The 22,605-nt window shown below is 35.6% G+C and carries 24 protein-coding genes and 1 pseudogene; 22 read left to right on the top strand and 3 right to left on the bottom strand.

Annotation, left to right across the window (positions count from 1 at the left end; translation table 11 throughout):
- Positions 1–72: 72 nt before the first annotated feature.
- Together DM444_RS18465 and DM444_RS18460 are read left to right on the top strand one after the other, a co-directional pair.
- On the top strand, positions 73–894 hold the full coding sequence (locus DM444_RS18465; protein ID WP_111289349.1) for an SDR family NAD(P)-dependent oxidoreductase: 822 nt from the start codon (positions 73–75) through the stop codon (positions 892–894).
- 47 nt (positions 895–941) lie between these two features.
- Positions 942–1,481: a carboxymuconolactone decarboxylase family protein gene (locus tag DM444_RS18460; protein WP_111289347.1), complete on the top strand. Its 540-nt coding sequence runs from the start codon at positions 942–944 to the stop codon at positions 1,479–1,481.
- A 54-nt stretch (positions 1,482–1,535) separates the two neighbouring features.
- Here the strand turns inward: DM444_RS18460 and DM444_RS18455 are convergent, their stop codons facing one another.
- Both DM444_RS18455 and DM444_RS18450 read right to left on the bottom strand, forming a co-directional pair.
- The gene (locus tag DM444_RS18455; protein WP_111289345.1) at positions 1,536–2,441 is read right to left on the bottom strand and encodes a helix-turn-helix domain-containing protein; all 906 of its coding nucleotides are present in this window, start codon (positions 2,439–2,441) and stop codon (positions 1,536–1,538) included.
- 38 nt (positions 2,442–2,479) lie between these two features.
- Positions 2,480–3,283, bottom strand: coding sequence for an SDR family oxidoreductase (locus tag DM444_RS18450; RefSeq protein ID WP_111289343.1), 804 nt, complete (start codon positions 3,281–3,283; stop codon positions 2,480–2,482).
- A 238-nt stretch (positions 3,284–3,521) separates the two neighbouring features.
- Here DM444_RS18450 and DM444_RS18445 point away from each other — a divergent pair, with 238 nt between their 5' ends.
- From DM444_RS18445 to DM444_RS18410, 8 genes are all read left to right on the top strand, one after another.
- Complete coding sequence (locus tag DM444_RS18445; protein WP_111289340.1) at positions 3,522–4,346, top strand: SDR family NAD(P)-dependent oxidoreductase; 825 nt, start codon at positions 3,522–3,524, stop codon at positions 4,344–4,346.
- A gap of 118 nt (positions 4,347–4,464) precedes the next feature.
- A complete protein-coding gene (locus tag DM444_RS18440) occupies positions 4,465–5,199 on the top strand; it encodes a hypothetical protein (RefSeq protein WP_111289338.1) in 735 nt (244 codons plus the stop codon).
- A 38-nt stretch (positions 5,200–5,237) separates the two neighbouring features.
- Positions 5,238–6,077, top strand: a complete 840-nt coding sequence (locus DM444_RS18435; protein ID WP_111289337.1) for an alpha/beta fold hydrolase — start codon at positions 5,238–5,240, stop codon at positions 6,075–6,077.
- 111 nt (positions 6,078–6,188) lie between these two features.
- Positions 6,189–7,076 carry a helix-turn-helix domain-containing protein gene (locus tag DM444_RS18430; RefSeq protein WP_111289335.1) on the top strand — a complete coding sequence of 296 codons (888 nt, stop codon included), beginning with the start codon at positions 6,189–6,191 and terminating at the stop codon, positions 7,074–7,076.
- A gap of 144 nt (positions 7,077–7,220) precedes the next feature.
- Entirely contained in the window at positions 7,221–8,120 is a 900-nt protein-coding gene (locus DM444_RS18425) for an AraC family transcriptional regulator (protein ID WP_111289333.1), read from the top strand.
- A 215-nt stretch (positions 8,121–8,335) separates the two neighbouring features.
- A complete protein-coding gene (locus DM444_RS18420; protein ID WP_239455714.1) occupies positions 8,336–9,025 on the top strand; it encodes an alpha/beta fold hydrolase in 690 nt (229 codons plus the stop codon).
- A gap of 33 nt (positions 9,026–9,058) precedes the next feature.
- Positions 9,059–9,862: an enoyl-CoA hydratase/isomerase family protein gene (locus tag DM444_RS18415; RefSeq protein WP_111289331.1), complete on the top strand. Its 804-nt coding sequence runs from the start codon at positions 9,059–9,061 to the stop codon at positions 9,860–9,862.
- A 148-nt stretch (positions 9,863–10,010) separates the two neighbouring features.
- Positions 10,011–11,012: an NADP-dependent oxidoreductase gene (locus DM444_RS18410; RefSeq protein ID WP_111289329.1), complete on the top strand. Its 1,002-nt coding sequence runs from the start codon at positions 10,011–10,013 to the stop codon at positions 11,010–11,012.
- Between the two features lie 99 nt (positions 11,013–11,111).
- Here DM444_RS18410 and rpiA read toward each other — a convergent pair whose 3' ends face one another.
- Positions 11,112–11,783 (bottom strand): ribose-5-phosphate isomerase RpiA, encoded by a 672-nt coding sequence (gene rpiA / locus DM444_RS18405; protein WP_111289327.1) that lies wholly within the window; start codon positions 11,781–11,783, stop codon positions 11,112–11,114.
- A gap of 293 nt (positions 11,784–12,076) precedes the next feature.
- On the opposite strand from rpiA, the gene DM444_RS18400 reads away from it, so the two are divergent.
- The 12 genes and pseudogenes from DM444_RS18400 to fdhD all read left to right on the top strand — a co-directional run bounded on the left by DM444_RS18400 (position 12,077) and on the right by fdhD (position 22,592).
- Positions 12,077–12,550: a Dps family protein gene (locus DM444_RS18400; protein WP_111289325.1), complete on the top strand. Its 474-nt coding sequence runs from the start codon at positions 12,077–12,079 to the stop codon at positions 12,548–12,550.
- A gap of 46 nt (positions 12,551–12,596) precedes the next feature.
- Positions 12,597–13,292 carry a LytR/AlgR family response regulator transcription factor gene (locus DM444_RS18395; RefSeq protein ID WP_111289323.1) on the top strand — a complete coding sequence of 232 codons (696 nt, stop codon included), beginning with the start codon at positions 12,597–12,599 and terminating at the stop codon, positions 13,290–13,292.
- An 84-nt stretch (positions 13,293–13,376) separates the two neighbouring features.
- On the top strand, positions 13,377–15,584 hold the full coding sequence (locus DM444_RS18390) for a hybrid sensor histidine kinase/response regulator (RefSeq protein WP_111289321.1): 2,208 nt from the start codon (positions 13,377–13,379) through the stop codon (positions 15,582–15,584).
- A 421-nt stretch (positions 15,585–16,005) separates the two neighbouring features.
- Positions 16,006–16,563, top strand: coding sequence for a hypothetical protein (locus DM444_RS18385; protein ID WP_111289319.1), 558 nt, complete (start codon positions 16,006–16,008; stop codon positions 16,561–16,563).
- A gap of 50 nt (positions 16,564–16,613) precedes the next feature.
- A complete protein-coding gene (locus DM444_RS18380; RefSeq protein ID WP_162615001.1) occupies positions 16,614–17,045 on the top strand; it encodes a lipocalin-like domain-containing protein in 432 nt (143 codons plus the stop codon).
- Between the two features lie 11 nt (positions 17,046–17,056).
- The gene (locus DM444_RS18375; RefSeq protein WP_111289315.1) at positions 17,057–18,025 is read left to right on the top strand and encodes an NAD(P)H-quinone oxidoreductase; all 969 of its coding nucleotides are present in this window, start codon (positions 17,057–17,059) and stop codon (positions 18,023–18,025) included.
- A 45-nt stretch (positions 18,026–18,070) separates the two neighbouring features.
- Positions 18,071–18,622: an antibiotic biosynthesis monooxygenase gene (locus DM444_RS18370; RefSeq protein ID WP_111289313.1), complete on the top strand. Its 552-nt coding sequence runs from the start codon at positions 18,071–18,073 to the stop codon at positions 18,620–18,622.
- Between the two features lie 244 nt (positions 18,623–18,866).
- Positions 18,867–19,908, top strand: a pseudogene (locus DM444_RS18365) (cupin domain-containing protein).
- An 11-nt stretch (positions 19,909–19,919) separates the two neighbouring features.
- Positions 19,920–20,639: a YoaK family protein gene (locus DM444_RS18360; RefSeq protein ID WP_162615000.1), complete on the top strand. Its 720-nt coding sequence runs from the start codon at positions 19,920–19,922 to the stop codon at positions 20,637–20,639.
- Entirely contained in the window at positions 20,623–21,075 is a 453-nt protein-coding gene (locus DM444_RS18355) for a redoxin domain-containing protein (protein WP_111289309.1), read from the top strand. Before DM444_RS18360 ends, DM444_RS18355 begins: the two co-directional genes overlap by 17 nt.
- Positions 21,076–21,088: 13 nt before the next feature.
- Positions 21,089–21,604 carry a DsbA family protein gene (locus DM444_RS18350; RefSeq protein WP_111289307.1) on the top strand — a complete coding sequence of 172 codons (516 nt, stop codon included), beginning with the start codon at positions 21,089–21,091 and terminating at the stop codon, positions 21,602–21,604.
- Positions 21,605–21,719: 115 nt separating this feature from the next.
- Positions 21,720–22,592, top strand: coding sequence for a formate dehydrogenase accessory sulfurtransferase FdhD (fdhD, locus tag DM444_RS18345; RefSeq protein ID WP_111289305.1), 873 nt, complete (start codon positions 21,720–21,722; stop codon positions 22,590–22,592).
- The last annotated feature ends 13 nt before the right edge of the window (positions 22,593–22,605 follow it).

Below are 22,605 nucleotides of genomic sequence, written 5' to 3'. Positions count from 1 at the left end.
AGATATTTCCCTAAACAGCTTAGATCTAACTTTGTCCTATCAAAATGAAACAATTAATTAAAATTTAAAATCATGAAAAAAACAATTTTTATAACAGGAGCTTCAAGAGGATTTGGAAAATTATGGATCGAAGCATTATTAAAAAGAGGAGATAATGTAGCAGCAACATCAAGAACAATCGACGCCTACAAGGATTTGTCTGCACAATACGGATCTCAATTTCTGGCTATTAAACTGGATATTACAGATAAAGCAGCAGCAGCGACAGCAGTACAATCTGCAAAAGAGTATTTTGGAACATTGGATGTAGTAATCAACAATGCAGGTTACGGAGTGTTTGGTGCTGTGGAGGAAGTTAGCGAGAAAGCAGTTAAAGATGTTTTTGAAGCAAATGTTTATGGTACATTATGGGTAACACAGGCTGCACTGCCAATTTTCCGCGAACAGGGACATGGGCATATCATTCAGCTGTCAAGTGTTTTAGGCGTATGGTCTCTGCCTACTTTAGGTATTTACAACGCTACAAAATTTGCTGTAGAAGGATTTACTGAAGCATTAGCAGATGAAGTGAAAGACTTTGGAATCAATGTTACCCTGGTAGAACCAAACGGATATGCGACAGATTTTGGAGGAAGTTCAGCTGTTGTCAGCGAATCGATTTCGGCTTACGATAAAGTAAAAGAAGCATTGGGAGCAGCAGAAGGTTTATTGCCTGAAGATTATGGAAAACCAGAAGCTACAGTTCCTGCCATCTTAAAACTGATAGACAGTAAAAATCCTCCTCTGCGCTTATTTTTAGGAAAAGTCGGACTGAAAAAAACAGAACGTGTCTATGCCGAAAAACTAAAAACCTGGAACGACTGGAAAGAAGTGTCTGAAGAAGCACATGGTTAATTCAATACAATTAAACAGCACAAGAATACTCTAATAAAAATACAATCATGAAAACAATTTCAGTTCCTGCAAAAGAACAGTTAAATGCAGCTTCACAATCTATTCTCGAAGCTGTACAATCTAAAATGGGAAAAATCCCTAATCTTTATGCCACAATTGGCTATTCATCCGCAGCTTTAAAAGCCATGCTGGATACAGAAAGTGCATTATCACAGGATTCTTCCTATACCGCAAAAGAAAGAGAAGCTATCAATCTTATTGTGTCACAAGTCAATAATTGTGATTACTGTCTGGCTGCGCACACTATGCTTGCTAAATTGAAAGGATTCAGTGAAGAAGAAACAATTAAAATTCGTAAAGGCGAATACTCAGATTCAAAATTAAATGCTGTCATTCAATTGGCAAAATCTATTGCCGATAACAAAGGCACTGCTAAAGAGGATGATTTGAAAAACTTTTTTGAAGCTGGATATGATGAAAAAGCACTGATAGAATTAACAGCGCTGATTGCCTTAAGAAGCTTTACTAATTATGTTTTTGCCAATACCAGGATTCCTGTAGATTTCACTGCAGCAGCAGCTATCTAAAAGAGAAAGACCAGCTTTTTAAGCTGGTCTTTCTCTTTTTTTTATAAAGCAGATTTACTGCGCAAGTCTAAAGTTCTTTGGAGACTTTCCGGTTTTCATTTTAAATATTTTACTAAAATGAGAGGGATGATCGAATCCTAAACTATATGCAATCTCACTGACACTTTTATTGGATCCCCATAAAATTGATTTAGCTTTTTCCACCAATTGAAGATGAATATGCTCAATAGTGGTTTTGCCTGTGTATTTATTTAGCAGATCGGATAGATAATTGGCGGACAAATTTAACTGTTCGGCAAAATATTTAACTTCAGGAAGCCCCTTATCGGCCAGATCGTCAGCTTCAAAATAATTTTGCAGCAGATCTTCAAACTGCTGTATGAAATCATTATTTACTTTGGATCTGGTTAAGAACTGACGATTATAAAAACGGTCACAATATTGCAGCATAAGCTCAAGATTGCTGACAATCAAACCCTGCGTATGCTTGTCCATGTTCTGGGAATATTCCACTGCAATTTTTTGAATGCTTTCTTCTAAAGTTTTTCTTTCCACATCTGAAATATGCAGGGCTTCATTCACATTATATCTGAAAAAAGAATAAGAACCGATATTTTTCCCCAGTAAAGATCCATAAAGTAAATCCGGATGAAAGGCAAGAAACCACCCCTCTTCGATTATTGTATTTTCACTTGGACTCAAAACTTGATTTGGTGCTGCAAACATTAATGATCCGTCCTGAAAATCATAAGTTGACCGGCCATATCTCAACTCTCCTTTAAACTTTTTAAAAACAACAGTATAAAGTCCGAGCCTGTAAAAGGCATCTTCAACTCCCCTGTTTCTCGTCTTTACTGCCTTCAAATCAATTATTGTGATGAGCGGATGCTTAGGACTCCCGTAGTTGTAATAATGATGAAGGTCAGCGATCGTATCTATATTTACAAATTTTTCCAGCATTGCTTTTATCTCATTAATAACTCAAATATAAGCTAATTTCAATTTCTCATCAATCTTAAATATTCAGCTTCTGCATTTTTAGTTTTCAGATCAATATAATACTGGGAATCGTCACCCGTTACATAACGCAGTTTTACAGCTTCATCCGTTGCTGCAGTCCATATGGTCTGTGCGACGTCTTCTGCTGCGGCCTTAGATAGGTGTTCTGTTCTTTTAATAAATTTTGGAATGAAGGAAGCCAATTCAGAATTATAATCCTCGATAGTGTTTTGAATCATTTCTATGCCATTTCTAAAGTTCGTAGGAACACTTCCAGGCTCAATTATTTTTACAGCAATATTTAAAAAAGCCAATTCATGAGATAAGGCTTCCGAAAATCCCTCAACTGCAAATTTTGAACTGCTGTATAAGCTGGAAAATGCTCCTGCATTTACTCCACCAAAAGAAGAAATATTGATAATTGAACCGCTTTTATTTTTCCTCATAAATGGAAGTACCGTCTTGGTGACTTCCATCAAACCAAAGACATTGACATCAAATTGTCTTTTTATCTGTATCTGATCAGAAACTTCAAAAACTCCCATCAACCCATAGCCGGCACTATTGACTAAGACATCAATATTCCCGAAAACCTCCACTCCTTTTCTGACTGCCTCGTCAATACTTAAACTGTCAGTTACATCTAATTTCACCACTAATACATTCTCTAATTGAGAAAGTTCTGATTCCTTTTGCGGCGTGCGCATTGCAGCAATAACATTCCATCCCTTGCTATTAAACAATAAAGCACTGGCTTTTCCAAATCCGGAAGAAGCTCCTGTTATAAATACTGTCTTTTTCATAATTAAAATAAGTTAAAATTTATAAGGCAAAGTTCTAACGAAAGTCTCTGATGCATGTATGCATTTCTTGGCATTACATATACATTTCTCTGTTTTAAAAGATTTAAGACTGTTTAATTTACCATCATTCGTATTTCTGTGCTATTCTTCCGCTGATATGTCTTACTGCTTCTGAGAGTGCAGAAATATCTTTGTACTATCAATTTAAAACAATAAGAAATACTAAAATTTAGATATCATGGCAAGAATAATTTTTATCACAGGAGCATCAAGAGGGTTTGGAAAACTATGGGCTGAAGCTTTTTTAAAAGCAGGCGATAAAGTCGCAGCATCTGCAAGAAACATTACGGCACTGGATGATCTGGTCGAAAAATATGGCAGTAACATTCTCCCTATTTCATTAGACGTTAATAAAAAAAACGAAGTAACTCAAGCCGTAGCAAAAGTTAAAGAGCATTTTGGCGCTATCGATATTTTAATTAACAATGCAGGTTTTGGCCTTTTTGGAACAGTGGAAGAAACAAGCGAAGAACAGGCGAGAGCACAAATGGAAACCAATTTCTTTGGATTATTATGGGTAACGCAAGCTGTTCTTCCTGTAATGAGAGCTCAAAAAAGTGGACATATCATACAGGTTTCAAGTTTTTTAGGCATTACTACCCTGCCTTTATTAGGCTTATACAATGCCTCTAAATTTGCGGTAGAAGGGCTTAGCGAAACTATTGCCAGTGAAGTTGCCCATCTGGGAATCAAATTTACTTTAATCGAACCAAACGGTTTTGCAACAGAATGGGCTGGAAACTCCGCCGTACAGACAACAGCTGAAATTGCAGATTATAATCCGGTAAGAGAAGCCTTTGCATCATCTGGAGAAAATCCCGAAACATGGGGGAAACCAGAAGCTACTGTAGATGCGATATTAAAAGTGGCAAATAGTGCCAATCCGCCTCAGCGTTTACTGCTTGGGAAAATTGCCTACCATACTGTTAAAGAAGTGTACACAAAACGTCTTGCGGAAATTGACGAGTGGAAAGAAGTAAGCATTGCAGCTCACGGACATTAAGACATCTGGCAGCAATCGTGTTTATGTGCTGCTTTTTCGTGGATTTGAACTATCCTGCCGGCAGCCCAAACCATACTTTTGTCAATATGTATAAAAAAACAACCATTAAAAACTAAAAATGAACACATCAACACAACAATTAGTAAACAAAGCGCTTGATGCCCACGGAGGCATACAAAATGCAGGTAAATTTCAGACTTTAAAACTGCATGCCAATATCGGCGGTGCTGTATGGGCAGTAAAGGGACATGAAAATGCGCTTGCTGACGTAGAATTTACCGGATCATTAACTGAACAAAAAGCTTCATGGAAAAATCTTTTTCAGTCTGGTTATACATCAAGTTTTGAAGCTGGAAAAGTGGCTCTTTTCGATGATAAAGGCGCATTAATTGAAGAATTAGAAAATCCGAAAGAATCCTTTAAAGGACATACTGTAGAAACACCGTGGACCAAAGCACAATTAGTTTATTTTTCGAGTTATGCCACTTGGAACTACGCTACTGCCCCATTCAATTTTTTAGTGCCTGGAGCTGAAATCAATCAATTGGAAGATTGGAACGAAAAAGGAGCAATCCTCCAAAGACTAGAAGTCATTTACCCTGACGGATTTGCCACGCACAGTAAAAGACAAATATTTTATTTTGATGCTGACGGCTTATTAAAACGTCACGACTACTGGCCTGAGGTTTTAGGCGGTTCATCTGCAGTGCAGATCATAGAAAACCACAAAAATTTCGATGGCATTGTAACAGGGACTAAAAGAAATATTTATGTGCTGAATGACGGAGATAACAGTTATTCAACAGATCTTGTATTGGTTTCTATTGATATCCTAAATGTCTCATTTGAATAATAATGAGTACTTTTTTTCATTCTCAAAATTAAAAAATCATGAAAACTTTAGAAATAAATGCTCTAACAGCACCCACACAATACATAGAGGCAAACGGAGTTAGTTTTGCTTACCGCAGATTCGGAAAACCATCTGCAATTCCATTAGTAGGATTTCAGCACTTTACTGGGACATTAGACAACTGGGATCCTATTATTTTAGATGGATTGGCCGCAGAAAGAGAAATAATCATTTTTGACAATGCCGGTGTTGGAAACTCCTCTGGAGAAACTCCTGACAATGTTCTTGCTATGACCAATGACGCAGTAAATTTTATTAAGGCGTTAGGAATAGCCAAGATTGATGTACTGGGATTTTCGTTAGGGGGTTTTATTGCGCAGTATTTAGGAGAACAGCATCCTGATTTAATTAACAAAATAATTATTGTAGGCGCAGCTCCGCAGGGTACAAAAGCACTGCATAATTTCCCTCAGCTAATTGGCAAAGCACAGGAGAAAGAACCAATGGAAATCTTTCTGTATATTTTCTTTACTTCATCACAAGAGAGCAGAAACAAAGGAAAGGCAGCATTACAACGTTTATATTCCAGAACAGAAGACAGAACAAAAGCTGCCACAGAACAAGCAGTAATGGCACAAATGAAAGCTATTACGCACTGGGGTACCGAAAAACCTTCAGTTAACCTGAAAAAAATACCGCATCCGGTTTTGCTTATACAAGGAAGCAATGATGAAATGATGGATTCTGACAGTTCATACACCCTGTTTAAAGAATTACCAAATGCAGTACTGACTTATTATCCAGATGCAGCACACGGTTCTTTTTATCAGTATCCTGAAATGTTTGTCAACCAGGCAAATTATTTTTTGAATAATTAAATAGTCTGTAATCATCAATTTTTAAACAATTGATAGTTTTGATTATAGACTGAATAATAACATTGCATTTGCTGCATTCACAGCAAATGCAATTTCTTCAATGTTCTAACGATGAAACATTATAAAACATTAAGCGAATTACATAAAGATAACGGCTGGCCCGCGCCTCAAAATCCTCTATTTAGTATTGTGGGCTGCCAGTCAAGCTGTCCGCTGGGCAACCGGGAATACACCACTGATTCTTATATGATTGCATTTAAAAAAATTAAATCCGGGACAATTATGTATGGTAAAACTCCTTACGATCACGACAATGGATCTATGTTTTTTACCAAACCACGCCAGATTATTGAAATGAAAAATTTAAAACTTGAGGAACAAGGTTTTATGTTATTTATACATGAAGATTATTTGTACCGTAACGAATTATATTCGATCATACAGCAATACGCTTTTTTTGATTATGAAACTAACGAAGCCATCCATCTGTCTCCTGCTGAAGAGCTGATTATCTGGGAACTGCACAATAAGATAAACATAGAATATCTGGCAAATCCTGATGAATTTACTAGAGAAATCATATTAAGTCATGTAGCATCTATTTTAAAATATGTACAGCGTTTCTATAAAAGACAATTTATCGACAGAAAACAATTATCGGGCAGGATAGTTTCTAAGTTTACTACCGCTCTAAAGCAGCACTTAAACAATGGAAAATTGAAAGAAGATGGTCTGCCAAGTGTTGCTTTATTAGCCTCACAATTACTTTTATCGCCAAGATATTTAAGCGATTTATTGAAACAGGAAACCGGTAAAACCGCTATTGAGTTAATACATATCTATTTGATAAGCGAAGCCAAAAATTTACTCCGTTCAGGAGATAAAGGTGTTGCCGAAATTGCTTTTCAATTGGGATTTGAAAATGCATCCTACTTTAGCAGGCTTTTTAAAAAGCAGACAGGATTACGTCCACTCGATTTTAAGCATTCTTTGAACTAATAATTAGTTTCATCCAATGAAAATAAATAATGACAATGCAGAAAACACCGACGACACTCGAATTACATAAAAAGTAAACACGCATTCCAGTTTTTTTTTCTTACTATGTCCATATATTTGTGTACCACTAAATATAAAGAATACATGAAAGTTTTTGAGAACCTATCGGCCTATAATAAATACTTAAATCTTTCAGAACCTTTTCATCCCTTGATGGACAGCAGGGTTTGCAAGCAGGCTATTCCTAATTTCCCACAGTCAAGCAAAGAAATTCAGGTTAACATGTTTAAGGTTTCATTAAAAAAGAACTTTACCGGTGATATCAAATACGGCGCAAATAAATATAAAACAGATAATGGCTTACTGCTTTTCAGCAGCCCCGGCCAGGTCGTATCATGGGAATCACTTACTTTCTGGGACGGGTATGCTTTTGTATTTCATCCTGACCTGATTAAAAAGCATCCCATTGCACAGAAGATCAGCCAGTATAAATATTTCAGCTATGAAATCAGCGATGCTCTGTTTATGACTCCCGAGGAAGAAGAAACTATAACATGGCTGTTTACCAAAATCCATCTTGAACTTCTAAATAATACAAACAATGCCAGTGAAGATGTAATCCTCTCACTACTGAATGTAATCCTAACTTATTCAGAGCTCTACTACGAAAGACAGTTTAAAGAAAATGGATCAAATACTGCTTCTGCTTCTGTTTCATCAAAAGTAAAAACACTTTTACAGCAGTATTATAATGATTTATCAGTGCCTGTAAAAAGTGTCCCAACAGTAGCCTCCATTGCGGATGAATTGAATTTATCTCCCAATTATCTAACCGACCTGATAAGATTGGAAACTGGGAAAACTACCATTAACCTCATACATGAATATGTAACCGAACAGGCGGAAATATTATTGCTTCAAACCGATATGAATGTCAGCGATATTGCCTATCAGCTGGGATTTGACAATGCTTCTTATTTCTCCAGACTCTTTAAAAAAAACAAAACCTACACACCGGGCGAAATCAGGGAAAAGTACAGGTAATTTCGTGTTTTGTGAAATAAGAAGGTAACGGCTTTACATAATTTTGAGTATGCAAATTTAAAAGCCTTTACGATGAATTCGAATTTTTCAAATTCCCAAACCCAGTTCAGCATCATCAATTCCCTCAAAATGGCGTTCCGCCATTTCGGAAGGGAGATCCTATATTATTTTATAATCGTTTCCGTGGAATACTCGATACATGGGATCCGCTATTTTTGGATACACTCGCAGAAAAACACACTATTGTATTATTTGATTACCCTGGAATTGGAGAATCGGAAGGAGAACTGTCGTCTGACATCGCCGAAGTAGCTGCTGTTGGAGTAAAATTAATGGAAAATTTAGGCATTAATAAATTTCATGCTGCAGGATGGTCTTACGGCGGACTTGTCGCGCAGACTGCTCTTTTCATGAATAGAGACAAAGTAGCTAAAGTAGTTCTTATTGGTACAAATCCTCCCGGCATTAATGAAGTTCCTTTTGACAAAACTTTCTTTGAAAGAGCGCTTAAACCTGTAAATGATCTTGAAGACGAAACGGTTGCTTTTTTTGAGCCTTCATCTGAAAAAAGCAGGGCTGCCTCTAAAGCTTCTTTTGATCGGATAGCGGTAAAACTTGACCGCACTAAAATTCCTTCCACTCCAGAGCAATTTCAAAAATATTTTGAAGGTTCCGCAATGATGAAAAAAGACATTCATGATTATCGCGGCCAATATAAAACGCTGAAAAATCCGGTTTTAGTCATATCAGCTGATCATGATATTAGTTTTGCTGTAGAAAACTGGTTCCCTCTTTTGAGACATGCACCTTCAATGCAGCACATTATTATCAACGATGCCGGACACGGACTTCAGCATCAGGAGCCTGTTCTTATTGCGGGCTACATCAGTTTGTTTCTCAGTTAATAAATTCTACACTAATAATTAAAATTCTTAATCATGATTTTTACAACACAAAAAATAAGTGAATCTTACTGGAAAGTAAGGATAGAAAATCCACCTGTTAACGTTTTTGATGCTGCTTTTTCAAAACAGCTGATTGTTTTAATGGATGAAATGGAAGCAGAAGAAAATCTAAAAGTTGTTGTTTTTGAAAGTGCAAACCCTGACTTTTTTGTGGCACATGTTGAACTTCTAAATATTACTGATTTTCCAAAAGGTACAGGGAAAACAGGACTTTCAATTTCATGGCCAGACATTGCAAAACGTCTCGAGCAGGCCTCATTCGTAAGTATTGCATCGATAAGAGGAAGGGCAAGAGGTCTGGGAAGCGAGTTTGTACAGGCTTTTGATATTCGTTTTGCCAGTAAAGAAAAAGCTTTTTTCGGCCAGCCAGAAATCGGAATAGGTTCATTTCCAGGCGGAGGAGGACTAGAACGTTTACACCTTCTAACCGGAAAAGCAAGAGCTTTAGAAATCATTTTAAGCGGAAACGATTATGATGCTGAAACTGCTGCTCTTTACGGGTGGGTTAACCGTGCAGTTCCAGACGCTGAACTGGACGCTTTTGTTACGAATTTTGCCGAGAGAATTGCCTCATTTGACAAGTTTGCCATTGCTTCTATAAAATCGATAATGAATGAAAGAGCAGTGCTGCCAAAAAATGACCATATTATGGAAACACAGACCCGTTTCTTTCAATCTTTAGAATCACCGGAAAGCAGACAACGTATAAAAAGACTTTTAGATAATGGCCTGCAGACTTCTGGTGATGTTGAATTAAACTTGGGAAAACATCTTTAATAGCCGCCTCCTTCATAATTTTCATAACTAAATCCAATTTGTACAAAGCTTTGCAGTTTTGTGCAAATTGATTTATACAGGCATAAACTGCTTAAAGTAATTAGAAGCAAAAAAAACTTAAATTTATATTATAATAAATACGTACCTCATGAAAGCTTTTATAGTAAATAAATACGGAAAAAATGAGAAACTGAAACTAATTGAAGAAGCTTTGCCCTCTGTAAAAGAAAATGATATTTTAGTTGAAGTATATGCCGCAGGACTTAATCAGCTCGATTCTAAATTGAAAAGCGGTGAGTTTAAATTAATTTTGCCATACAAAACACCTTTTATTCTGGGGCACGATCTGGCTGGAATTGTAATAAAAACAGGAGCAAAAGTAACTCGTTTTAAAGCAGGAGATGAAATATTTGCACGGGTCTCAGATATGAGGATTGGCACTCTTGCAGAATATATAGCAGTCGATGAAAATGATGCTGCTCTAAAGCCCAATACTATTTCAATGGAAGAAGCTGCGTCTATTCCACTTGTCTCCTTAACAGTCTGGCAGGCATTTGTGGAAAGAGCAAATATAACTAAGGGACAAAAAGTTTTCATTCAGGCCGGTTCTGGAGGAGTTGGCACAATAGCGATTCAGCTGGCCAAATATTTTGGAGCATTTGTAGCCACAACTGCCAGCGAAAAGAATTTTGAAATGCTGAAAAGACTTGGAGCAGATATTATAATAGATTATAAAAAGGATAACTTTGAAACTATTCTTAAAGATTATGACGTGGTACTTAACAGTCAGGATATTAAGACACTTGAAAAATCATTGACAATTTTAAAACCAGGAGGCAGTATTATTTCAATTTCGGGACCTCCAACTCCAGAGTTTGCAAAATCAATCGGTGCATCATCAATAATAAGTTTTATCCTTTGGTTAACCAGTCTGAAAATCCGTAATAAAGCTAAAAAATTAAATATTAATTATTCATTTTTATTTATGAAGGCCAACGGTAAACAACTGGAACTGATTGGTAATTTACTAGAATTAAAAGAAATTAAACCAATTGTAGATAAAACTTTCCCTTTTGAGCTGACCAATGATGCTTTTGATTATCTGGAAAGCGGACATGCAAAAGGAAAGGTTGTGGTAAAAGTAAAATAATTGTGTTATGGAGTTGTCTTCAATTTTGCCACGAAACGTTAAGGCGGTTTTGTAAAAAAGAAGCTCACATAAAAACTATTAAATTGAATTAATGCAGCTTTAATCAAAAATTACGGTTGAATCTCCTTTTCCCATTATAACTTTACTTGTCAGACCGATAAATATTCCATGTCCAACAATTCCATTAATATCATTTAACTTTTTAGATAAAGAAACAGGATTGGAAATGAGGCCAAAATCAGCATCTATAATATAGTTGTCCTGATCTGTTTTAAATGATTTATCTCCTGTCATTCTAATTTTTCCAATACCATTTAATATTTTAATTTGACTTAAAATATAATTTGAAGCAAATGGAATTACTTCAATTGGGACTTTGAATTTCCCTATTTGTTTTACTTCTTTTGATGAATCCGCAATTATAATTTCTTGTTTTGTTAATGAGGCTACAATTTTTTCTCTAAGCAATGCACCCCCACCGCCTTTGATTAAAATTAAGTCAGAGGTAAATTCATCTGCTCCATCAATTGTGATATCTATTGAATTTATCAAATTAATATCAATCAAAGGAATATTTAAAGCCTCAGCAAGTTCTTTAGTTTTATTAGAAGTTGGTACCGCTTTTATTTTTAGGCCATTGCTGACAAGTTTTGCAATTTCTCTTATTGCATAAACAGAGCTTGAACCTGTACCTAATCCCACAATCATATTATCTCTTAGTAATTTAACCGCTTCTTTTGCCGCTAGCTCTTTTTCTTGTTCTAAATTCATGGTTTATTAAATTTGTGAATCTTCAATTAAAAGTAGTAGTAAATTCTATTACAAATTTATTTTTTTAATAAATGCTGTTCTTATCCAATACACTAATATTAATTTATGTTTTTTATTTGTCATTAAAAAACACTGTAGTTTTTTAAGCTAAAAACTACTTAAAAGGACACCTTCTCCATTTCAACGATTCATTTTGCCTGTTTACCTAAAATCATACCTTTTAAAGAAGTTTTCTAAAGACCTTTACATAAGAAAACAAAGCATTACTGCTTATAACTTAAAAACTTGAAATTATGAAAGCAACCATTGGCCTTACAGAAAAAAATACTGACGCTGTTTCTAATGAATTAGCAAAACTGCTCGCAGACGAATTTGTACTTTATACTAAAACCAGAAATGCACACTGGAATGTTACAGGCGATAATTTTCATGCCAATCACATTTTCTTCGAAAATCAATACAAACAGTTGGATGAAATCATTGACAGCGTTGCAGAACGTATGCGTAAAATTGGCCACTATGCACCAGCAACCTTAAAGTCCTATCTTGAATTGACGCATCTTACAGAATACAGTGAAAGAACAAACGATGGTTTAGGATTTATGAAAGATCTTTTGCAAGACCATGAAAGCATCATTGAATTTATTCGTGGCAACATTACTCCTTTTGCCGATGATTACAAAGATTATGGTTCAAGCGATTTTATTACTGGTTTAATAGAAATTCATGAAGAAATGGCATGGATGATACGCTCTTACTTTAGATAAAATAACAAGGAATAAGTATATTTGTCTAAACCAAAAACCAAATACCATGAAAGCGTTAATTGTTGATGACAATGATATTGCAAGAACTACTTTATCTCATTTGGCAAAACAAATTCCGAATCTTACTGTTGTAAATGAATATTCGAATGCTATTGAAGCCTATCATCATTTACAGGAAAATCAGGTAGATTTGATTTTTTTGGATATCGAAATGCCTGAGATGACGGGAATTGAATTGACTAAAAACCTTTCAGGCAAAGATATCATCATCATTTTCACTTCTTCTAAAAAAGAATATGCGCTGGAGGCATTTGAATTGAATATCGCAGATTATATTCTAAAACCAGTTACTCCTGCTCGATTTTTACAGGCAGTGAGTAAAGCACAATCTATCATTGAAAGCAGAAAAGAGAATATACAATTTGGTAAAGAAGAATTTTTATTCGTTAGAGATTCTAATATTACCAGACGACTAAAACTAGATGATATTTTTTATGCTGAAGCAATGGGAGATTATGTAAAGTTTTACACCAAAGAAAAAATGTTTGCCATTCACGGCAAAATGAAAACTGCCGAAGAACGTCTGCCAAAAGATGATTTCATTAGAGTACATCGTTCTTATATTGTTTCTATTGGTAAAATTGACACTTTACAAGACGGAGGTATTATGATTAACAAAAAATTTATTCCTGTTGCAGATGCTTACAGAAAAGCACTTAACACTAGGATGAATGTTTTCTAAATGTCATTTTATTTTTTCTGCTGCGTAAACTAGAATGCTATCTTATTGAATTAAGATCATACAATTTCATTTACACTTATTTATATGATAAATACGTCTACCGTAATGGGTAACAAACGCTTTAGTTATTTTATAATTAGCAGTTTTATTTTATGCAGTATATTATTGATTGCTGTACAAATTAATTCGGCTCAAAATACTAAAGAACTCATACGAAATAATAATACCCTTTTAAACGAATTGCGTTCCAGCAATCATTTAAGAGAAATTGACCGCGATATTTTGGGTGTCGAAAGCAGAATTCGAGCTTCGATCGCTACTAATGACACTACACATTTAGAAGGAATCGATCAAAAGATCAGGCAGATTAGAAATTTTCTCGATTCCCTTTCTGTGGATAATGCCGATCCTGAAGAGGAAAAGTTAATACAAAGACTCGGAGTTTTGGCTCAGGATAAAATGGTCACAAAAGGAAAACTCCTGCATCGTTTTGATTCTTTAGGAAATATGGATGATGATAGCTCGATTGCTAATCCTAGAGCCAGAATAATTTCTAATGAGATTACCGATATTACAGCAAAGATTTACCATAAGCGTCAATTGCGCATGGTAGAGTTGCGAAATCTAAGTGTGGAAATGGGTCAAAGAGCAAAACTTTACGACATCTCCTTATTAGTTTTACTAGTTTTGAGTGGTGCCGTTATAGGGTATCATATTATGCGCCAATTTAGAAGACAACATTTTCTGATTAAAGAATTGGATATTGCAGAAAAAAAAGCATCGATCGCCGCTCAGACCAAAGAAAATTTTCTGGCTAATATGAGTCATGAAATCAGAACGCCGCTTAGTGGTATTTTAGGTTTCACCAATTTATTACAAAAAAGGCCTTTGGATGAAACTTCCGCAGAATTTGTAAATTCTATTCAGCGTTCGGGCGAAAATTTAATGACCATTATTAATGATATACTCGATTTATCTAAAATTGAGGCTGGAATGATGCGTATTACGCCAGGAATATTCAGCATTAACGGACTATTGGATTCAGTTGAAACACTTTTTTCAGAACGTGTAAAAGAAAAAAAATTAACCATCTCCAGTAAAGTCGATACTTCGATCCCTGATACTTTAATTGGTGATGCCACGAGATTAACTCAAATATTGGTAAACCTCATTGGAAATGCCATAAAATTTACCCATCAGGGATCTGTAAGCATTGAGGTCTATAACAAACTACAACATGAAGACAAGGTCATTGTAGGCTTTAAAATTACGGACACGGGAATTGGAATTGATAAAGAAAAACTAAATGAAGTCTTTGAAAGATTCAATCAAGGTGAAGACTCTACCACTCGAAATTACGGTGGGACTGGCCTAGGATTATCAATAGTAAAAAAACTGATTTTATTGCAAAACGGTGATATTGAAGTAAAAAGTGAACAAGGAAAAGGAACAACCTTTAGCTTTTATATTCCGTATGATATTGCTAAAGAACAGCTCAATTCTAAACCTATTGCCAATATTAACCACTTTAAAGATATCTCAAATACCGCTTTGAGAGTTTTAGTTGTAGATGACAACGCGATCAATCAAAGTTTAATGAAACATTTGCTTTCTCAATGGAATGTTGATTTTGAAATGGCTTCTAACGGTTTGGAAGCAGTAGAATATTTAAGCAAAAAAGATTGTGATCTTGTATTAATGGATTTACAGATGCCTCAAATGGATGGATATACTGCTGTGCAGCAAATTAGAGAAATCTTAAAACTGGATATTCCCATAATTGCCATGACAGCACATGCCCTGCCTGGCGAAAGAGAAAGATGTTTGAGCCGAGGAATGAACGAATACATTTCAAAACCTATAAAAGAGGAAGAACTTTTTAAACTGATTGCTGCTTTTGGACTGAAAGAATCAAATTCCGAAGAAACAAACGTTATACAATCTAATCCTGTTTTTCAACATATTGATCTTTCGTATATGCAATCTGTAAGCGCTGGCAATAAAGCGTTTGAACAAACTGTCACCAAACAGTTTATTGACAATGTGCCACTACATTTGGAACAGCTTATGACGGCTTATCAAAATCAAGATTTTAAAATGGTGAAACTTAGAGCACATGACTTACAATCAAGTGCTGCTATAATGGGACTATTGCCTCTTTTAGAAGAAAAACTTGATATTCTTGAATTGGCTACAGAACAAAATGCAACTTTACAGCAAATTTTAAATGATATCGAAAAGATTCTGAACTTTTCGCTCTTAGAAGCTAAAACATTTTTAGAATCACTATAAAATAAATAAGACAACAGCTCGTTTTAAATTCAAGAAAAACCATCTTACTATATATTATTCAATTGAAAGACTGTCTGTAAAAGGCGGTCTTTTTTGTTTTTTTTCATTTTAAAATATAGCTGTATAAAATGCCCATTTAAATAATCATACATTAATGATTGCAGGCGTAATTATCGTTGTGTCCCAGTGGTTGAAACCACTGGCTATGTTTACCCATATTGAGATGATTTTTCGTTCCAATTTTAAAACATAGCCAGTGGTTTCAACCTCGGGAAACGTATTAAATACAGATCTATGATAACAACAAACGATTGATTTCGCTATTTAAACGAGTGTTTTTGCCCATTCGATGAATAGTGGAATGCTACACAAATGTAAGGCAGTAAATTTACTTCAGTTAAACATTTAAAACCAAGAAATCATGGAAATCATCCAAACCAAAGAAAACGCATTATCACATTCAGCAGTAACTGCAGTTATTAATGCTCCTATTGAAAAAGTAAATATTGCAGACTGGCTTTTAAACCTTCCGGATGCAGAATACCAACGTTGCTCAACTCAGCATATTGGTGCAGGAATTACCAGCACATACGAGGGCGAACCCATGTCTATTAATGTAGAAACAATTGGCGATGCTTTAATGGTGCAGCATTATGTGGCAACGGTTCATCGTCCAGATTATTGCCGTATGTTGTCTATCTCAGATTCTATTACTAAAAACGGACGCACTAAAGTTCAGGTTTTATGGGAACTTAAAGTAACCAAAATTGATGAAAATACTTGCCTTTACACCAACGAGATTCATGCAACTGCAACACCAGAAATGTTTGAATACTTAAAAGAACATGGAGTAGATCTAGCTGGCGCTGCTGCTTCAAGACAAGCTGCTTCTGATGCACACAATCATGAAGAAACTCCTAACTTTGCTAAAAGCATAGAAAACAAAGCATTAACTGGCAAATACAATCAGCCTTTTTAATAGTATAGAAATCGAGCGCACCAATGTGCGCTCTTATTATTTTGAGTATTATGAAAAATAATTTGTTTGAAATACTAATCGGTTCTTGGACATTAGTTGAATTGATTGAAGTACCTTTAGGGGACGGAAAAATTACAAATCCGATGGGAACCAAACCAAAAGGCATTATTATTTATAACAGCGACGGCTATATGTCGGCACAAATAATGAATACTGATTTTGAACATTCTGATACAAAAGACAGTCCTCCTTATCTTGCCTATTCTGGTCCCTTCAAAACTGATGATGAAAAACAAATAGTCAGCCATACCATGTCTGTTTCACTTTTTGAAAATTGGAGAAATGAGACACAAAACAGAAAAGTTCTTTTTAAAGATGGATTGCTTCATTTAGAAACAGAGAAACCATTTATAAGCAATTCACGTTGGGTCATTCATAAACTTACTTGGAAAAGAATGGAACAAACCAATAAAAACCACTAATTAAAAACTACATGAAAGCAATAGTTATAACTCAATTTGGAGCTCCAGATGTACTGAAACTGCAGGAATATCCAACTCCAGAAGTAAGTGGAGACAAAGTGTTAATAGAAGTTAAAGCAGCAGGTTTAAACCGCTCTGACATCTTCCAGCGTGAAGGCAATTATCCTGCACCAGCTGGAGTTTCATCTGAAATTCCAGGTTTGGAAGTTTCTGGAATTGTAGTCGAATGCGGACCAGATGTTACCGATTTAAAAATCGGTGATCAAGTCTGTGCTATTCTCGCTGGCAGTGGTTATGCAGAATATGTAAGCGTTCGGGAAGGTCAATGTCTGCCAATTCCAGCTGGACTGACTTTTGCTGAAGCAGCAAGTTTGCCTGAGACAGTTTTTACAGTGTGGTCAAATGTTTTTCAGAGAGGAAACTTAAAACCTGAAGAAACTCTTTTGATTCACGGCGGTAACAGTGGCATTGGCATTACAGGAATTCAAATTGCTCATTCTCTAGGCATTCGCGTAATTGTAACAGTAGGATCTGATGAAAAAGGCCAAAAATGTCTCGATCTTGGCGCTGCATCTTATATCAATTACAAAACCCAAGATTTCGAAACCGTTTTGCAGGAAGAAGGAGTCGATGTCATCTTAGATATGATTGGCGGTAATTACTTGAGTAAAAATGTAAATATCCTAAAACCCGAAGGCAGATTAGTTCATATTAATGCGGTAAGCGGCAGCCATGTAGATCTTGACATTTGGAAAGTAATGATAAAACGTTTAACAATTACTGGAAGTACCTTAAGAAGCCGAGACTATGATTTTAAAAAACAGCTAGCCAAAGAAGTGCAGAAAAACGTTTGGCCATTAATCGAGTCAAAACAATTCAAACCGATTATTTTTAAAACCTTTCCTTTCACCGAAGCTCCTGATGCACATCGATTGTTAGAAGATGGCACTCATACGGGCAAAATTATTTTAGTTCGATAATTAGTCCGAATAAACCTTAAACCTCAACCAAAAATAAATAGTAATATGGAAAATCAAGGCGCATCTGTTGTTATTACGCACCATATTTTGGATGGAAAAGAACAGGAATATGAAAAATGGCTGGATGAAATTGTTCCCATTACCAAACACTCCAATGGTTTTATCGATTTGCAGATCGTACGGCCAATTCCGCATTTGACGTTTGTTTACACAGTTATTATCCGATTTGACACTATTGAAAACCTTAAATACTGGATGGAATCGGAAGACCGCAAAATGCTCATTAAAAAAGCAAATCCATTATTCAGAAAAAATGACAACTACCAGATAAAATCAGGTTTGGATTTTCTTTTTAATGCAGAAAACGAAGGAAACAAAGTTCCTGTTCGCTGGAAACAATTTCTTGTAACATGGTCTGCTATTTATCCATTGTCTCTTTTAATTCCTTTATTGGCACTCCCCTTTTTGAGATTTTTGAAAGTACCGTCAAATCATTATTTTGATGGATTAATAATTTCGGGCATCATAGTCTTTTTAATGGTATTTGTTGTAATGCCCAATTATACCAAACTGATCAAAAAATGGCTTTATAAATAATTAAAACTTCCCTCATTATAAAATCAAAAATCACTGTAGTTTGCAGTGATTTTTTTTGGTTAAACTCTAAAAAAACAAATCCTCTACAATCAGAAAGCTTCAAATTATTCCTAAAGTTTCTCTTACTAAATTCAACGACTCATTTTGCCCATTTAACGAATTCAAAATATACTCAGCATATATCTTCAATAGCTTTACAATAGAATTAAAAACCAATACAATTAATCATCAAAAAGCTATTATTATGACTACCGAATTATTAAGTTTCAAATACGAACTAGAAAAAAAAGAACCACGCACTAATGACGGCGGTACAACAAGAGGAGCTTCCGTAAAAGATTTTCCAGCTTCTATTGGCATCGCAGGAGTTTCCATGCGACTACAGCCGGGAAGTATGCGCGAATTACACTGGCACGCAAATGCAGCAGAATGGGCTTATGTTATTTCAGGAACGGTTCGCACCACGATTATTCATCCGAATGGTAAAAGCTACACAGATAATTTTGAACCAGGCGATGTTTGGTATTTTCCAAAAGGATACGGGCATTCAATCCAAGCAACAGGAACAGAAGAGTGTCATTTTATTTTAATCTTTGATAATGGAAATTTTTCCGAAGATCACACTTTCAGCGTTACCGATTTTGTATCCTGCATGCCACCAGAAATTGTTGCTCAAAACTTGGGAATTACTTTGAAAGAAGTAGCCGCATTACCTCAAAAAGAAGCCTATTTCGCAGCCGGGATTGTTCCTGACGAATTATCATTTACTGCCGCTTCACGACCTGAAGAATCAGATATCGAATTAACCAATTTACACCGTTATCCTTTGCATTCTCAACAACCTAGAATAATTCCAGGTGCCGGTTTGCAAAGATTGGTAACAAGCAAAGAATTCCCTATCAGTACCACAATGGCGGGATCTATTATAGAATTACAGCCAGGCGCTTTAAGAGAAATGCATTGGCATCCCAATGCTGATGAATGGCAGTATTATATTTCTGGTCAAGCCGAAATGTCTGTTTTCTTTAGCAGAAAGCACAGTTGTTACCGAACAATTCAACGCTGGAGATGTCGGTTATGTGCCAATGGGTGCAGGACATTATATTAAAAACACTGGAAATACCGTTTGCAAAATCTTAATTGGTTTTAACAGTGGTACTTATCAATCTATTGATTTAAGCGAATGGCTTGCAGGAAATCCAAAAGATGTGGTGGTAACCAATTTTGGTTTGGAAGAAGGCGAAATAGAAAAATTTCCTAAAAGCAAACTGTTTATTCAACCGTAATCATAAGTATTGTGGATGTCCAAACACAGTTCATAGATTCGTCTGAACAAACTAGATCGCAGGAGAAACTTGCCATATTTTTAGCCTTTATTGCAGGCTTTCTTGATGCTGCTGGTTTCCTAAAATGGAAAGTATATGTCTCTTTTATAAGCGGAAACAGCACACAATTGGGAATCGCATTATCCAGTGGCAAACTCAACGTACTTCTTTCGTCTTTAACGGTAATTGGCTGTTTTGTCTTCGGAATATATGCTGGAACCTGCATTTCGTTGTGGAGAGAATCCAAAATTCAGACCCTGCCATTTTATATCGTTTCAGGAATATTGATTGTCTATACAATGGCATCCAATTATTATACGATAAACAACGGATTGTCGATACCTATCATTCTTTTTTCAACTGGTGTTATGAACACTATTGTAACATCTGTTGGAAGTCAAAAAATAAATACCGATTTCGTGACGGGAACATTGAATAGTCTGGCTAGAAATACAGCCATGTTAAGTCTTTCCCGAAATAAAAACAGTCGGAAGTTTTATAAACTCAATGCTATACGACTTTTACTATTATGGATTGGCTTTTTGCTAGGTGCATCTGTCGTACCAATTATACTTCCGTTATTGAAAAATTGGACGCTTATTTTGCCTGCTGCATTACTACTTGCTTGTGCATTGTTACTGCCGATTACGGACTTTAACCTTAAAAATAAATCTTATGCTGAAGAAAAATGACGTTGCGCCAGATTTTACCTTATTTGCAACACCCGATCAAAAAATCACTTTATCAGAATTTAAAGGAAAAAACGTGATTTTAGCTTTTTATCCTGCCGACTGGAGTCCAGTTTGCAGCGACCAAATGGCACTTTACAACGAAATGCAGAAATACTTCAAGAAATATGATGCTACAATTTTCGGTATTTCTGTAGATAGTAAATGGTGTCACATGGCCTTTTCTCAATCAAGAAATCTGCATTTTCCTTTATTGGCTGATTTCGAACCAAAAGGAGACACTTCAAAAAAATATGGCGTATACAATGAGAAAGAAGGCGAATGCAATCGTGCCCTTTTTATAATTGACAAAGAAGGAATTATACAATGGAGTTATCTCTCGCCAATGGCTATAAACCCAGGAGCAGATGGAATTCTTGAAGCTTTAGAAAAACTATAAAAACCAATCAATTATGTCACTAAAACCAGCGGTCAGTAAAACTGATCATATACAAGGAAAAAAAGATGCTAGTATAGTAATCGTAGAATACGGAGATTATCAATGTCCCTATTGCGGTGCTGCCTATCCAGTTCTTAAAGAAATGATGACGAAATACGGCAAACAGATAAAATTTATTTTTAGAAATTTTCCGTTATCAGAAATGCATCAATACGCCCGTCCTGCAGCAATTGTGGCAGAAGCCGCAGCATTGCAGGGAAAGTTCTGGGAAATGCATGATGCTATCTACGAAAACCAAAGGCTTCTAAACGAACCTTTTTTATTAGAATTAGTAGAGAAATTGGAGCTAGACCCACATCAGTTCAATGTCGATATTAAAAAATCTGAACTTGCCACAAAAGTAGATTCCGATTTTGAAAGCGGTATTTTAAGCGGTGTAAATGGCACACCTTCTTTTTTTGTCAATGGTAGAAAATTTAACGCAGGTGCAGAAGATCTCTTGCAACTGATGAGTGAAATCGTGAAATAAATAGGTTGAGAATTAAATATAAAAATCGAATAGTATGCTCTCAATTAATGAATGAAAGTATATTTTTTGAACCAATTTTTAATTAAATTTACGTAACAACTTCAATTACAATATCATGGAAATAAATTATACGGAATTAGTTTCCATCAAACACGTAAGTGTCCAAAGAATAGAAAATAACAGAACCTCTTCTTTTTTAGATACGCTTTCTGTTGAAGAACCTCTTGAAATCAGGCTTTCTTACGGTTCTAATTCAGAGAGAATTCAAAAGAATATTTCGGTTACCATGCGAACTCCGGGCAATGATATTGATCTTGCGATTGGTTTTCTGTTTACAGAAGGAATTATTACTTCTTTTGAAGATATTCAAGATGCTTTTGCAATAAAAATGAATTGCTTATCACAAAAACAAAACATTGTTCAGGTCGATCTTAAAGAAGGTTTTACTCCAAATTTGATGCAGACAGATCGAAATTTCTATACGACTTCAAGTTGTGGCGTATGCGGAAAAAGTTCGATTCAATCTATAAAAACGGTAAGCCCATTTGGAAATTTGATGAGACCGCAGATCCAGATTCATGCATCTGTTTTTTATCAATTACCCGAAAAATTAAGAATTGCTCAAAGCGATTTTGAATCCACTGGCGGTCTTCATGCGTCAGGGCTTTTTAATATTCAAGGCGATTTGATTCTTTTAACTGAAGATGTTGGAAGACATAATGCATTAGACAAATTAATTGGAAGATCTCTTGCTAATCAATCACTGCCACTAAATGAACATATTTTGCTTCTAAGCGGAAGAGCAAGTTTTGAGCTAATCCAAAAAGCGGCAATGGCGGGAATTTCTATTATTGCTTCTATTGGCGCTCCATCCAGTTTGGCCGTCGAACTTGCCGCAGAGTTTAATATTACACTTTTAGGATTTCTAAAAGAAAACCGATTGAATATCTACAACTCATCGGAACAAACCGTAATCGTCACACAATAGCCATTAAACCATA

Origin of the sequence: Flavobacterium ginsenosidimutans (genome assembly GCF_003254625.1) — a bacterium.
In the GTDB taxonomy this organism is placed as follows: Bacteria; Bacteroidota; Bacteroidia; order Flavobacteriales; family Flavobacteriaceae; genus Flavobacterium; species Flavobacterium ginsenosidimutans.
This window is presented reverse-complemented; position numbering and strand designations above follow the sequence as displayed.

Coding starts and splice junctions, on each gene's coding strand:
- DM444_RS18465 (WP_111289349.1), top strand. CDS start 73: ATGAAAAAAACAATTTTTATAACAGGAGCTTCAAGAGGATTTGGAAAA.
- DM444_RS18460 (WP_111289347.1), top strand. CDS start 942: ATGAAAACAATTTCAGTTCCTGCAAAAGAACAGTTAAATGCAGCTTCA.
- DM444_RS18455 (WP_111289345.1), bottom strand. CDS start 2,441: ATGCTGGAAAAATTTGTAAATATAGATACGATCGCTGACCTTCATCAT.
- DM444_RS18450 (WP_111289343.1), bottom strand. CDS start 3,283: ATGAAAAAGACAGTATTTATAACAGGAGCTTCTTCCGGATTTGGAAAA.
- DM444_RS18445 (WP_111289340.1), top strand. CDS start 3,522: ATGGCAAGAATAATTTTTATCACAGGAGCATCAAGAGGGTTTGGAAAA.
- DM444_RS18440 (WP_111289338.1), top strand. CDS start 4,465: ATGAACACATCAACACAACAATTAGTAAACAAAGCGCTTGATGCCCAC.
- DM444_RS18435 (WP_111289337.1), top strand. CDS start 5,238: ATGAAAACTTTAGAAATAAATGCTCTAACAGCACCCACACAATACATA.
- DM444_RS18430 (WP_111289335.1), top strand. CDS start 6,189: ATGAAACATTATAAAACATTAAGCGAATTACATAAAGATAACGGCTGG.
- DM444_RS18425 (WP_111289333.1), top strand. CDS start 7,221: ATGAAAGTTTTTGAGAACCTATCGGCCTATAATAAATACTTAAATCTT.
- DM444_RS18415 (WP_111289331.1), top strand. CDS start 9,059: ATGATTTTTACAACACAAAAAATAAGTGAATCTTACTGGAAAGTAAGG.
- DM444_RS18410 (WP_111289329.1), top strand. CDS start 10,011: ATGAAAGCTTTTATAGTAAATAAATACGGAAAAAATGAGAAACTGAAA.
- rpiA (WP_111289327.1), bottom strand. CDS start 11,783: ATGAATTTAGAACAAGAAAAAGAGCTAGCGGCAAAAGAAGCGGTTAAA.
- DM444_RS18400 (WP_111289325.1), top strand. CDS start 12,077: ATGAAAGCAACCATTGGCCTTACAGAAAAAAATACTGACGCTGTTTCT.
- DM444_RS18395 (WP_111289323.1), top strand. CDS start 12,597: ATGAAAGCGTTAATTGTTGATGACAATGATATTGCAAGAACTACTTTA.
- DM444_RS18390 (WP_111289321.1), top strand. CDS start 13,377: ATGATAAATACGTCTACCGTAATGGGTAACAAACGCTTTAGTTATTTT.
- DM444_RS18385 (WP_111289319.1), top strand. CDS start 16,006: ATGGAAATCATCCAAACCAAAGAAAACGCATTATCACATTCAGCAGTA.
- DM444_RS18380 (WP_162615001.1), top strand. CDS start 16,614: ATGAAAAATAATTTGTTTGAAATACTAATCGGTTCTTGGACATTAGTT.
- DM444_RS18375 (WP_111289315.1), top strand. CDS start 17,057: ATGAAAGCAATAGTTATAACTCAATTTGGAGCTCCAGATGTACTGAAA.
- DM444_RS18370 (WP_111289313.1), top strand. CDS start 18,071: ATGGAAAATCAAGGCGCATCTGTTGTTATTACGCACCATATTTTGGAT.
- DM444_RS18355 (WP_111289309.1), top strand. CDS start 20,623: ATGCTGAAGAAAAATGACGTTGCGCCAGATTTTACCTTATTTGCAACA.
- DM444_RS18350 (WP_111289307.1), top strand. CDS start 21,089: ATGTCACTAAAACCAGCGGTCAGTAAAACTGATCATATACAAGGAAAA.
- fdhD (WP_111289305.1), top strand. CDS start 21,720: ATGGAAATAAATTATACGGAATTAGTTTCCATCAAACACGTAAGTGTC.